We start from the raw sequence: 12738 nt of genomic DNA on the forward strand, positions 1-12738 counted from the left end.
CAGGGGGATATTTATGGATCATCTGATACAATCCCAAATGCAGTATGATATTCTGGTCACCGGCGCCGGCCTGGCCGGTATACGGGCAGCCGTAAGCTGCGCCCGGGAAAACCGGAATGTACTCCTCATAACCTCCTCCCGCCTGTGTTCCGGCTCCAGTTTCTATCCTCTGATGGATACCATACACTGCCTGTGTACTGCCGGTCCCCAGGACAGGGAACGTTTCTTTAAGGATATAGAAGACTGCAGCCAAGGCATGAACGACCCATGGATGGGAAGATATTATATCGATCATATTGAAGAGTGTATAGGGAACCTGCCTGAGATGGGCATTGATTTTCACAGGCTTCCTGAAAAGAAGCTGGCATGTTTTGGCCATACGGCCCGGGATCTGTATTACTGGAAGGACTGGGACGCGCTGAGGACAAGGGTGCACCAAGCCATCCGGAAAACCGGGCGCATCACGGTGATGGAGCACACGGACCTGGTACAGCTTCTGGTGTCGGAAAACCGGATCATCGGCGCTCTGCTCCTGGGGCCGGAGGGAATACTGACCATATCCGCCAAGGCAGTAATCCTGGCAGGGGGAGGCATGGGAGGGCTCTATCTCCACAACCTGAACACTGCGGATGTGAACGGAAGCACCCAGGCCATTGCCCTGAAAGCCGGTGCCAAGTTGATCAATCTGGAATACAACCAGTTTATTCCGGGTTTTCTGTCCCCTCTCTATAAAACCGTGTTCAGGGAGGGTAGCCTGCGATACTGCACCGGGCTGATCGGACCGGATGGAGAAGATGTGCTGAAGGGACTTCTGCCCCACCAGGCGGATTATGAGGAGTGCCTCATGCTCCGGGAACCCCACGGCCCTTTTACCTTCTCGGATAATTCCAGATATTTTGACATTGCCCTTATGAAGTCCGCGCTGCAGCGTATCGAGGCAGAAGGAGGTACATTTGATGAGTCCTCAGGGTGTCTGATCCGCTACAGCCCTGATATCCTGAAGGATAAACGCGGCTATGTACGGGATTATACGGACTGGCTGCTCAGGGAACACAATATACATATTGAAAAGGACCCCATTTCCATTGCTCCCTTTTTCCATGCGGCCAATGGAGGGATCTGGGTGGATCACGGCTGCTGTACCGGGGTGGAGGGGCTCTTTGCCTGCGGCGAAGGAGCCGGGGGCATCCATGGAGCCGACCGCCTGGGAGGCATGGCCTCAGGAAGCTGCCTGGTATTCGGCACTTTGGCAGCCAGGTCTGCCTGCGGTCATGCTGGAAAGAATCACTTTTCCCCTGTCCCAGTGGATGATATCCGCGGCCAGCTGTACGCCTCCTACCAATGCTGCCCTCCCTATATAAAACAGCCTTTGTCTGATACCGGCCGTATCCCGGATTCTCCCCAGAAGATTTGCCGGCGGGTAAAGGAACTGATGTGGCGGTACGGTGGCATTATACGGACTGAAAAGGGACTGGTCACAGCCCTTGAAGCCATGGATGCCATGGGACTGGTTCTGGATCAGAATATGGGGCTTGATGACTGCGAAGATGCTCCCCAGCTTAAGGCATTCCTAAAAGCCCACCAGTATCTGGATCTGGGCCGTGCCCTGCTGGCATCCATGCTGGCCCGGAGGGAAAGCAGAGGAAGCCATTACAGGGAGGATCATCCTCAGACAGATCCGCTGGCCGGCGCATGGCGTACCGCGGTCAGCCTGACGGACGGGAAATATGTTGTCTCCCAAACACCTGCCCCGGGTTATACGGAACCTTCCTCCTGTTCCTGATACATCTGCTCCTGATAGGCGGAATCCTGATACACACGTTTTAATGTGAATCCCCGCCCTCTCACCTCGTTGATCTGGTTGATGATCATGAAGGCCTCCGGGTCTTCATTCATCACCAGCTGGTTCAGCCTGGGCAGGTCACGCCTGGCGATAACAGCCAGGATCATCTCCTGCTCCCGGTGCAGGTACCCTGTCTCCATGTGGAGAAGGGAGGTGCCGCAGTCCAGGCGCTCTGCAATCAGCCGGTTGATGGTTTCGTATTTCCTGGACACGATCTTCACCTGTATCCTGACATTTCCGGACATCAGAACCTTATTAAGTACCATGGTATATACAATGATCAGCAGGATACCGTAAAGAATGGCATGGGAGTCCGCAGAGATCAGCTGCAGACCCAGGATGATGCAGTCCATGAGATAGAGGCTGAAGGACACATTGATCTCAAATTTTTTCTTTAGGATCAGGGATGGAATATCCATTCCCCCGGTGGAGGCTCCGGCCCTCATGACAATGCCGATACCTGCTCCTATGAGGATGCCCGCATAGATCACGGCCACCAGCTTTTCCTGCATCACAAAACCGCCGAATCCCAGTCCCTCCAACAGCCCCAGCATAAGGGGATAAATAACCGTGCTCAACGCCGTGGTCAGGGCAAACTGTCTGCCCAGGATCCATGCCCCGAACAGGAACATGGTAATATTAAAAATGCTGACAAACAGGCTGATGGGAATTCCCATGGTATGGGAGGCAAACAGCGCCAGCCCCGTGGTCCCTCCGGTAATCAGCCCATTAGGCACGATAAACAATACCACTGCCGCCGCGTACATTGCATTTCCCAGAACAATCTGGCACAACCTTATAATCTCCCTTACCGCTGTCTGTTTCTTTTCCATTATCTTTCATCCTTTCCCACTCTACCCGAATAAAATCCGCAATAAAAAACAGCAGATTTCTCTGCTGTTATAATATACTGTATTGGGTTTTACCATACCAGGCCCTGTACTGTGTTAACCTGATCTTCATCTGTCAATTACCTCAATTCCCTATGGGCAGCATCATTATCTTCCTGATGAACCCATTTATCCGGATGGATCCGCACGCGAATCCAGAGGTTATCGTACCACGTTTTGTGCAGCCTGTCAAGCAGCCCTTCCAATCCTCCAGTTCTTGTGTTACACTGTAAATATAAATATAAAATCAAGGAGGTACCACCATGAGAAAACTCATCCGCTGTGCAAACCAGTACATCTGGGAATCCGACTGGAAATTCATCAGCCTGCTGAAGTTCTGCCTTTTGTCCCTGGGTATATGCATTGGACTGCGTATTCCCAACCCCAAGAAGAAAACTGTGTTTACCATAGCCGCCATTACATTCATGGTGAGCTACATTCCGCTCATGGCGCGTTTTGTCCAAATTCTGTGCGCGGATGAGGAATAGCGGCTCACCCATAAGATCTGCATTTGATCTACCTGCCTACAGCTTCACTGCTTCAGGGTATCTTAGGGTCTTAGCGCACACATTCAGTTTCTCCAGACGGCGCACCACCTCCCCGGTACACTCCCATCCGCTGTGGAACAGAATGACCTCCCGGGCCCTGATCCTGCTGCAGAGAGCTACAACATCATCATCATCCATGTGCACCTTAAACACGATCTTTTCTCCTATTGCCCTGATCTTACACTGTTCTCTACAGGTCTTGTCCAGAACCGCGTATCCCATTGTTCCCAGGGCGGCATGGCCTGTGATGATGATCTTATTACCGTAGTCCCCTTTAAGAAATTCATAATATTCAAGACTTACCGGAGTTGTGATCATTCCATCCGGTGTCAGATACACGGCAGCCCCTTCTGATCTAAGGGCTACCTTTCGTTCTTCCCCGGAACGTATGATTGTCACCTCAGGCCCTGAGCGCCCTTCCATCCCCGGCTTAATCCACCGGGTCTGACCTGACAGTTCCATCCGGCTGTCCGCCACTGACTGCTCCGCATACAATCTGATTCCGGGCAGGTTCTTTTCCAGATATATCAGTATATCTATACCCCGCCCTTTGGATGGGACAGGTAAAAGGACTTTCCCACCCGAGTGTACGGTTTCCAGTATGGAGTCTAATAGCGCCCGGTACTGATGGGCCTGGTTCATAACATTCCCTGCATACGCGCAGTTCATGATAGCACCATCACATGGTCCAGGCAGATCAATGGCAAGGCCTGAGGAATCCAAGCACATGTCTCCTGTATAAAGTATCTTTTTTCCTTCCAATGAGAACATATACCAGCATCCCCCCAGCACATGGCCGGAACGGCCTGCGGTCACATGGAATCCGCCGATTTCCTGCTCCCCCAGAGCGACTCGGGCATAGCGTATCTGGCCCGCTTTCTCCATCCCAAAGGGAAGAGTTCCCCCTTGGGAATCTACATAGGACATCCACTTATTAATAAATCCGGGAACCTGGTCCAAAGTCTCAGCAGTCCCGTACACCAGTCCCTCATACCCCAGCTCATACAAAAGAGGAAGTGCCGCTACATGGTCCTCGTGACAGTGGGACAGGAACACTGCTTGAATGCGTGATACGATCTCCCTGGTCAGCTCCGGATAAAAGCCCACACTGTCCCCGCAGATCTCCCGCTTCACGCCACAGTCCAGCAATATATATCCACCCCTAATCCCTATGAGATGGCAGTTTCTCCCATTCTCTCCGCTTCCGCCAAAAGATGACAGGTAAATTCCTTCCTCCGTCATATCTTCATCATCTTTTTTCATTCTCTTCCACATCCTTATTTCATATTTCTTTCATCTGTCCTTGTGACGGGCCACTGGCTCATGCACCATATTTCCTGGTAAGTTCCAGGTAATCCATTATGGTAGCCATGAACTGGCTTCCCGTGTATTGATTCAGGATGCCTCCGGCACAAGCCCTTTCCCCAAACAGCTCCACCCCGTCCCGGCGCACACCGGGACCTGCCAGGAATGAGGGTACCGGGTCTGCAGAATGTTCCCGTTGACAGCAGGGTGTGGAATGATCGGCTGTCATCCCATAGTAACAGTCTTCCTCCCCTATCTGCTCCAGCCAGCAGGAAAACATCCGGTCCACCTTTTCTATGATTTCAGCCTTCCTGTAAGGAAGGTTATCATGGCCGCATAAATCCGTACCTTTTACATGGACCACCACCAGGTCATAATCCTTTAACAGCTTAACCGCTAGTCGGGCTTTGCCCATATGGTCTGTGTCAAACCCTCCGGTAAATCCATCTTCCCGATAACCGTCAAATCCGCACATCCTGCCGATTCCGGTAATTGTGGAATCACCGGCGATCACAGCAACCCTGGCGCCCGGATACCGGTCTGTAAAGGGCGGAAGCACCATGGCCTTTCCGCATCCCCTTGTTAATATAAAGTTAGCCGGAAGCAGGCCCCGTTCTACCCTCTGCCTGTTGATATCGCTTTTCTCCCAGATACGATGTATTTGCTGCTGGAATTTCCACAGGATATCTGCGGTCCGTTTATTCCCGGCATCCTTAAGATCTTGAGGACGTATGACTGCTTCCCCTTCCCTGGCAGTACCAGGGTCTGTATCAGGAACGCTCCACCCCAATCCGCTTCCCCGTATCACCATGGCCAGACGATGCTCTGTCAGCGGCTTTAAGATCAAGCGGCAGCCGTCTACTTCAAGTCCGTTCACCTCTTCCACCAAACCCGCTATATCCCGGGGATCTGAGATCCTTCCCGACCTTCTGTCAATCACCTTAAGATCTTGATCTACAGTGGCAAGATTCCCTCTAAATGCAACATCTCCCAGTTTAAGGGTCATACCTGCGCTATAGGCCTCAATGGACCCTCTACCCGTGTAATACGGCTCAGGATCATAACCAAATAGGCACAGATGTCCCCAGTCAGTACCGCACCTGGCCCCCGGGCGGTAGGGATGCACAAGGCCGGTCATTCCTCTCCTGCACAGTTCATCCAACACAGGGGTTCTGGCATATTCCAGCGGAGTTTTTCCATTCAGTTCATCCACTGGACGGTCCCCAAGACCATCTGCAATGAGCATGATACCTTTGCGCTTTAATCTCCCTGTCACATCTGTCCCTCCCTTGCTTTTTTCAGCCTGTCGGTCATAACAGCCAGTCCCGGCACCAGACAGATTACCCATACCGCTGCCTTTCCCGCCATAGATGCAGTAAAAGGCACATCATATGTGAAGTCCAGGTTTACCGTACCTGCGGGAGCAATTCCCTTTGACACGCCTACTGCCCTTATACCATGTTCCTCTGATAGGATAAAGTCCGCGTAGGCAGTTGGTTTTGTCACCTTGACCACCTGGTTCCCCTGGGGGAGCTCAATGGTCAAGGTGTATTTTCCTATCTTTTCAGGAAAGTAATTGGTAAACTTGTAGGAGATCGGGTAATCCTCTCCTCCATTGACATCTGCTACCTTCTTGCTGCTATAGAAACCAGGACATAAAAACTGTGCTGTCAGCGCCGCACTGCTGTCCTTGTCCGCTGCCTTGATCCTATAAAATCCCACACTTCCAACAGAGACCGGCTCCATGTTTACACCTTCCAGATTTTGGCCTGAAACCTCCCCAAAAGGCTCCATATCCTTAACAGAAGAGATCACATACAGATACCCCTCCTGATCCGGCTCCCCCTCCAGCTGGATGGTAAGAATACCGTCTTTTGTACCAGAGGGCTTAAATGTCTCTTGATAAGAGGACAGGGAAACATATTCCTCTGCCTGTACCTGAAAGGAGGCAACAAATATTCCTATTAAGATTCCTGTCATCAGCGCTGCTGTTTTCATTCTTTTTTTCATCACATTCCCTCCTATACAAGACCTACAATCCTGAACCAGGTGAAATACGCCACCCCTAATATCAGCCATTTTGCCAACAGGACCAGCATGCCATAGATAAACTGATCTTTTACTGAGAAATAACCGGTGCTGTAGAAAATAAGATTGGGCTTGCAGTGGGGCGGCAGTGTAATACTGTCACAGATAGTAAAGCAGGCCGGCAATGCCAGAAGCAGAGGATTCACACCCAGGTTCCCTGCCAGAATGATAATAGCCGGAAGCAGGATGACAACCCTTACATTTTTGCTGGTAAACACCAGATGGCTGAAACTGGCAACAAACATTACGATCATATAAAGTGTAAACGGATTAGCTGATTCCAGATTAAATTTATCAAATACCGTATTAAGAAGAAAGGAAGCCGCACCTGACGCATCCAGCGAAAGCCCTACTGCATATGCCCCTGCGGAGAATACCATCAGGTCCCACGGGATCTTTGTCTCTTTCCAGTTGAGGATTCCTACATAAGGAAGGAAAAACAGGGCAGATGCCAGCAATGCTACCATGACTAGACTGATCTGGAACCCGAACAGTTGGATATGATGTCCGTCTGTTGCCCACAGGAATACGGTAAGGGCAAAAATGCACAAGGCCTTTATCTCATTCCTACTGATCGGTCCCATCTCCTTTAGCTGGTCCTTCAGGGACTGGGCACCTGAGTCGCCGGCACCTGAGGGCGGAGCCTTAACCTCGCTCTTAAACAGAATATTTCCTATGATGATGGAAGCGATCAGTGTCAGGATTGCTATGGGCATACTGGCAATAAACCATTCTCCCCAGGTCACGTTTACATTTGCCATGCTTAGGATATATCCCACTGCCAGAATCTGGGGAGCTGTGGCTGTAAGGATGCCACTGGTTGAAATATTATTAAAATGGATCTCCTGTATCATCAGCTGTTTGCCAAAATTGCTCTTGCCAGGCACTGCCTGATATACATTCAGAACCATAAGGCATATGGGCAGAAGCATGGCTGCCCGGGCGGTGGTGGACGGAACCACAAATGCCAACAGTAGATTTACCACGCCCAGGGAGATCAACGCCTTTTTAGCCGTTGTGCCAAACCGTGAAACAATGAACAGAGCCATCCTTTTTGCAAAACCAGACTTCTCCATTCCAGATGTAATGATAAATGCGGACAACATCAGCCAGATCACATCCTGTCCAAACACAGCCAGTGTATCCTTCTGTGTCCATCCGCCTGTAAATACAAGAAGAACGATCGCCAAAAGAGCTGCGGCATAGGTGGGCACTGCCTGTGTAACCCAGAGCACAAACACCATGCCAAACACGGACAGTGACGCCTTTCCCTGAAGCGTCATCTGTATTGGTGTATCCATTGTGTAAATGAGTGCAAAGACAAGAAGCGCAACCGCGATTCCCATGATTTTCATCCATTCCTCAAAGGACAATCTTCTCTTTTCCTTTTTCACCCCTGAAGAAACCTCCATAAATATCTTGACCTCCCGTCATTTATGTTTTATCATCTTAATAGAACTATTGGTTATATATCCGATCGGTAATTATATTATATTTCTCATTATACCATAAGTCAAATTCCCTTTTTGTCGTCATCATATAACTTTTTGTAATATAGGGAGGTATTCCATGGACATACATAAGATCTTCAGTTTCTGCGCAGTGGTCGATCAGGGAAGCCTTTCCCAGGCAGCTAAAGCCCTTTACTGCTCACAGCCCGCCCTTTCCAAACAGATCCACTCCCTGGAAGCGGAAATCGGCTACCCACTGTTTGACCGTACAGGCAAGAAGATGGCCCTGAATAAGAACGGACAGCTTCTGTATCAGTTCGGCCGTCATCTGGAAAAGGATTTTAATCAGCTGAAAGCTGACCTGTATTCATCCAACCATTCCTATGGGCATGAGATCAGTTTTGGAGCCACCAACTTTATCGGTATCTATCTGCTTCCTCCCATACTCAGTGGTTTCAAAAAACAGTATCCCGATATACCGATAAATTTTACAGTGAACTTTTTTCCTAATATCCTGAACATGCTGGACCAGGACGTGATCAGTTTTGCCATCATTCCCGAGGATGAGGAAACCACCCAGAATCCCGGCTATATCTGCAGGCCCTTCTATGATGACGAGATGCGTGTGGTCTTCCCTCCCTCCCATCCTCTCAGCGGCAAAAAACAGATTATGCCTGAGGATCTCCTTGATTATCCCTTCCTGATCTCCCAGATCCAGTCAGCCACAAGGAAATTTGTGCTCTCACGGCTGCAGTCCTATGGGATTCACCTTGGAAATGTACTCAATATGTACAATACTGAGGCCATTAAGCAGGGGATCCTTAATGGGATGGGAATTTCCGTGCTATCCAGGTACTCTGTATTAAACGAGGAACAGAATGGGCGAATCTGCACCATGCCTTTGCAGGGAATCGATATTATGCGCAGGCTCTACTTTATCCATAAGAAATCCCACATTCTCTCCAAGGAGGAAATGCTGTTCATCAATTCCTTTTTTAAGGAAGCATGATAAACCTAGAACAAAACGAACATAAATAACAAAAGAGTGAAAAAAAAACTGCGCATCCATGGTCTTTCAACCATGATTGCGCAGTTTTCATATACGTTTGGACACAATATCTATTCAGATATACCTATACAGGCAAAGTTATCAATTACTCGATAACGCTTACAACTCTACCAGAACCAACGGTTCTTCCGCCTTCACGGATAGCGAAACGAAGACCCTGCTCCATAGCTACTGGATGAATCAGCTCTACGGTCATCTCTACGTTATCGCCAGGCATACACATCTCGGTACCAGCTGGCAGCTCGCAAACGCCGGTAACGTCAGTTGTTCTGAAGTAGAACTGTGGACGATAGTTGTTGAAGAAAGGAGTATGACGGCCGCCCTCGTCCTTTGTCAGAACGTAAACCTGAGCGGTAAACTTCTTGTGGCACTTAACAGAACCTGGCTTACACAGACACTGTCCTCTTTCGATTTCAGTTCTCTGAACACCACGCAGCAGAGCGCCGATGTTGTCGCCGGCCTGAGCCTCGTCAAGCAGCTTACGGAACATCTCGATACCGGTGATAACGGACTTACGAACGTCCTCATGGATACCGATGATCTCAACTTCGTCATTCAGGTGCAGAGTTCCACGCTCTACTCTACCGGTAGCAACAGTACCACGGCCGGTGATTGTAAATACGTCCTCTACTGGCATCAGGAATGGCTTGTCAGTCTCACGAACTGGGTCTGGTACCCACTCGTCAACAGCCTTCATGAGCTCAAGAACCTTGTCGCCCCATTCGCTGGAAGGATCTTCCAGAGCCTTCAGAGCAGAACCCTGGATAATAGGTGTGTCATCGCCTGGGAACTCATATTCATTTAACAGTTCACGGATTTCCATATCTACTAATTCAAGCAGCTCTGGATCGTCAACCATATCACACTTGTTCATAAATACAACGATATAAGGAACGCCTACCTGACGGGAAAGCAGGATGTGCTCTCTTGTCTGAGCCATAACACCATCGGTAGCTGCTACAACCAGGATAGCGCCGTCCATCTGGGCAGCACCAGTGATCATGTTCTTAACGTAGTCAGCATGTCCTGGGCAGTCAACGTGTGCATAGTGTCTGTTCTCTGTCTCATACTCAACGTGAGCAGTAGAAATCGTGATTCCACGCTCTCTCTCTTCTGGAGCTTTATCGATATTCTCGAAAGCAACTGCCTGGCCTGTACCTAATCTCTCATGCAGAGTCTTTGTGATTGCTGCGGTTAAAGTGGTTTTACCATGGTCAACGTGTCCGATGGTACCAATGTTACAATGAGGTTTGTTTCTTTCAAACTTAGCTTTAGCCATTTTATAACGTCCTCCTTAATTTGCGCCCTGTATAATGGGCTATTATAGTTAATGTCAGGCTATCAATCATTATATTCCATTTTCCCTTGATTTACAAGCCTTTTGTTAATTATTTCTTGTGGTCGGAAAGCACCTTTTCCTGTACATTCTTGGGAACCGGCTCATACTTCTCAAAGAACATGGAGTAGTTTCCACGGCCCTGAGTTCTGGAGCGCAGGTCTGTTGAATAACCGAACATTTCTGACAGCGGAACATATGCTTTTACCATCTTGCCTCCGCCGATATCTTCCATACCTTCGATGCGTCCACGGCGGGAGTTGATATCACCGATAACATCACCCATGTAGTCTTCAGGCATGGTTACTTCAACCTTCATGATAGGCTCAAGCAGGATTGGGTTGCCCTTGTGCATAGCATCCTTAAATGCCATGGATCCGGCAATGTGGAATGCCATTTCGGAGGAGTCAACCTCATGGTAAGAACCATCGTATACATCAGCGTGAACACCCAGCACTGGGAATCCGCCAAGGATACCGGTCTTGCATGCTTCTTCGATACCTGCTCCGACTGCCGGGATGTATTCCTTCGGAATCGCACCGCCCACAACGGAAGAAGTAAACTTGAAGGTCTCTTCTGCATTTGCCTCCATCGGTGTGAAGTGAACCTTACAGTGACCGTACTGTCCACGTCCGCCGGACTGCTTCGCATACTTGCTGTCAACATCAACAGCCTTGGTAAATGTCTCCTTGTAAGCAACCTGAGGAGCGCCTACATTGGCCTCTACGTTGAACTCGCGCAGCAGACGGTCTACAATGATGTCCAGATGAAGCTCGCCCATACCGGAGATAATGGTCTGGCCGGTCTCTTCATCCGTACGAACACGGAAGGTAGGATCCTCTTCAGCCAGCTTCACCAGCGCATCGCCCATCTTATCCTGGCTTGCTTTGGTCTTAGGCTCGATCGCGATATCGATAACCGGCTCTGGGAATTCCATGGACTCCAGGATAACCGGATTCTTCTCATCACAGATCGTATCACCGGTAGATGTCATCTTAAAACCAACAGCAGCAGCGATATCACCGGAGTAAACACGATCCAGCTCGTTTCTCTTATTGGCATGCATCTGAAGGATACGTCCTACACGCTCTTTCTTGCCCTTTGTTGCATTCAGTACATAAGAACCGGAGTTCAGGCTTCCTGAATACACACGGAAGAATGCAAGCTTACCAACAAAGGGGTCGGTCATGATCTTAAATGCAAGAGCTGCAAATGGCTCATCATCGGAAGAATGACGCTCAACCTCATTGCCCTCCAGGTCAACACCCTTGATAGCAGGGATGTCTAATGGGGACGGCATGAACTCAATTACTGCATCCAGTAACTTCTGAACACCTTTGTTTCTGTAAGCAGTACCGCAGCATACGGGGATTGCCGCACACTGGCAGGTAGCTGTTCTCAGAGCTTTCTTCAGCTCCTCGTTGCTGGGTTCCTCACCCTCCAGATATGCCATCATTAAATCGTCATCCAGCTCACAGATCTTCTCTATCAGCTCAGAGCGGTATAATTCGGCATCATCCTTCATATCCTCAGGAATATCAACGATGGATATGTCATCGCCCTTATCATCATTATAGATGTAGGCTTTCATTTCAAACAAATCCACGATTCCCTTGAAATCATCTTCTTTGCCGATTGGCAGTTGAATGCAAATCGCATTCTTGCCAAGTCTGGTCTTAATCTGTTCTACAGCGCCGTAGAAGTTTGCGCCCAGAATGTCCATCTTGTTGATGAAGGCCATACGTGGTACGTTATAAGTGTCTGCCTGACGCCATACGTTTTCAGACTGGGGCTCTACACCGCCCTTTGCACAAAATACGCCGACAGCGCCATCCAGCACGCGCAGGGAACGTTCAACCTCAACAGTGAAGTCAACGTGTCCTGGTGTATCAATAATATTAATACGATGCTCTAATGCACCCGGCTTCGGCTTGCAGTTTTCCTGCAGGGTCCAGTGACAAGTGGTAGCAGCGGAAGTAATGGTGATACCTCTCTCCTGCTCCTGAGCCATCCAGTCCATGGTAGCAGTACCCTCGTGGGTATCGCCAATTTTATAGTTTACACCAGTGTAATACAGAATACGCTCAGTCGTTGTGGTCTTACCAGCATCGATATGGGCCATGATTCCGATATTCCTGGTTCTCTCCAATGGATATTCTCTTCCAGCCAAGGGATTTTCCTCCTTAAATAATCAAACAAGTTTAGCAC

Annotated in this window: 10 protein-coding genes; 3 read left to right on the forward strand and 7 right to left on the reverse strand. The window is 49.4% G+C overall.

Features of this window, described 5'->3' with window-relative positions; genetic code table 11:
- The first annotated feature begins 13 nt into the window (after positions 1 to 13).
- Entirely contained in the window at positions 14 to 1783 is a 1770-nt protein-coding gene (locus HMPREF9469_RS20955) for an FAD-binding protein (RefSeq protein WP_007866426.1), read from the forward strand.
- On the opposite strand, the gene HMPREF9469_RS20960 is transcribed toward HMPREF9469_RS20955, so the two are convergent.
- The gene (locus HMPREF9469_RS20960) at positions 1756 to 2676 is read right to left on the reverse strand and encodes a YitT family protein (RefSeq protein WP_007866429.1); all 921 of its coding nucleotides are present in this window, start codon (positions 2674 to 2676) and stop codon (positions 1756 to 1758) included. The genes HMPREF9469_RS20955 and HMPREF9469_RS20960 overlap by 28 nt on opposite strands.
- Before the next feature lie 320 nt (positions 2677 to 2996).
- Between HMPREF9469_RS20960 and HMPREF9469_RS20965 the strand changes: the two genes are divergently transcribed.
- Positions 2997 to 3221 carry a hypothetical protein gene (locus tag HMPREF9469_RS20965; protein ID WP_007866431.1) on the forward strand — a complete coding sequence of 75 codons (225 nt, stop codon included), beginning with the start codon at positions 2997 to 2999 and terminating at the stop codon, positions 3219 to 3221.
- A gap of 36 nt (positions 3222 to 3257) precedes the next feature.
- On the opposite strand, the gene HMPREF9469_RS20970 is transcribed toward HMPREF9469_RS20965, so the two are convergent.
- The 4 genes from HMPREF9469_RS20970 to HMPREF9469_RS20985 are packed head-to-tail and all read right to left on the reverse strand — an operon-like array spanning position 3258 to position 8086.
- Complete coding sequence (locus HMPREF9469_RS20970; protein WP_007866434.1) at positions 3258 to 4544, reverse strand: MBL fold metallo-hydrolase; 1287 nt, start codon at positions 4542 to 4544, stop codon at positions 3258 to 3260.
- A gap of 58 nt (positions 4545 to 4602) precedes the next feature.
- Positions 4603 to 5862, reverse strand: coding sequence for a 2,3-bisphosphoglycerate-independent phosphoglycerate mutase (gene apgM, locus HMPREF9469_RS20975; protein WP_007866437.1), 1260 nt, complete (start codon positions 5860 to 5862; stop codon positions 4603 to 4605).
- Positions 5859 to 6596 carry a hypothetical protein gene (locus tag HMPREF9469_RS20980; RefSeq protein WP_007866440.1) on the reverse strand — a complete coding sequence of 246 codons (738 nt, stop codon included), beginning with the start codon at positions 6594 to 6596 and terminating at the stop codon, positions 5859 to 5861. Before HMPREF9469_RS20980 ends, apgM begins: the two co-directional genes overlap by 4 nt.
- An 11-nt stretch (positions 6597 to 6607) precedes the next feature.
- Positions 6608 to 8086, reverse strand: coding sequence for an SLC13 family permease (locus HMPREF9469_RS20985; RefSeq protein ID WP_007866443.1), 1479 nt, complete (start codon positions 8084 to 8086; stop codon positions 6608 to 6610).
- A 157-nt stretch (positions 8087 to 8243) separates the two neighbouring features.
- Between HMPREF9469_RS20985 and HMPREF9469_RS30775 the strand changes: the two genes are divergently transcribed.
- Positions 8244 to 9134, forward strand: a complete 891-nt coding sequence (locus tag HMPREF9469_RS30775) for a LysR family transcriptional regulator (RefSeq protein ID WP_007866446.1) — start codon at positions 8244 to 8246, stop codon at positions 9132 to 9134.
- Between the two features lie 145 nt (positions 9135 to 9279).
- On the opposite strand, the gene tuf is transcribed toward HMPREF9469_RS30775, so the two are convergent.
- Both tuf and fusA read right to left on the reverse strand, forming a co-directional pair.
- Positions 9280 to 10473 (reverse strand): elongation factor Tu, encoded by a 1194-nt coding sequence (gene tuf, locus HMPREF9469_RS20995; RefSeq protein ID WP_007866448.1) that lies wholly within the window; start codon positions 10471 to 10473, stop codon positions 9280 to 9282.
- Positions 10474 to 10582: 109 nt separating this feature from the next.
- A complete protein-coding gene (gene fusA / locus HMPREF9469_RS21000) occupies positions 10583 to 12700 on the reverse strand; it encodes an elongation factor G (protein WP_007866451.1) in 2118 nt (705 codons plus the stop codon).
- Positions 12701 to 12738 lie beyond the last annotated feature (38 nt).

The organism is [Clostridium] citroniae WAL-17108, assembly GCF_000233455.1.
Lineage (GTDB): Bacteria > Bacillota > Clostridia > Lachnospirales > Lachnospiraceae > Enterocloster > Enterocloster citroniae.

What these genes read in the sequence shown, in the direction of transcription:
- HMPREF9469_RS20955 (WP_007866426.1), top strand. Translation starts at nt 14, where the DNA reads ATGGATCATCTGATACAATCCCAAATGCAGTATGATATTCTGGTCACC.
- HMPREF9469_RS20960 (WP_007866429.1), bottom strand. Translation starts at nt 2,676, where the DNA reads ATGGAAAAGAAACAGACAGCGGTAAGGGAGATTATAAGGTTGTGCCAG.
- HMPREF9469_RS20965 (WP_007866431.1), top strand. Translation starts at nt 2,997, where the DNA reads ATGAGAAAACTCATCCGCTGTGCAAACCAGTACATCTGGGAATCCGAC.
- HMPREF9469_RS20970 (WP_007866434.1), bottom strand. Translation starts at nt 4,544, where the DNA reads ATGAAAAAAGATGATGAAGATATGACGGAGGAAGGAATTTACCTGTCA.
- HMPREF9469_RS20980 (WP_007866440.1), bottom strand. Translation starts at nt 6,596, where the DNA reads ATGAAAAAAAGAATGAAAACAGCAGCGCTGATGACAGGAATCTTAATA.
- HMPREF9469_RS20985 (WP_007866443.1), bottom strand. Translation starts at nt 8,086, where the DNA reads ATGGAGGTTTCTTCAGGGGTGAAAAAGGAAAAGAGAAGATTGTCCTTT.
- HMPREF9469_RS30775 (WP_007866446.1), top strand. Translation starts at nt 8,244, where the DNA reads ATGGACATACATAAGATCTTCAGTTTCTGCGCAGTGGTCGATCAGGGA.
- tuf (WP_007866448.1), bottom strand. Translation starts at nt 10,473, where the DNA reads ATGGCTAAAGCTAAGTTTGAAAGAAACAAACCTCATTGTAACATTGGT.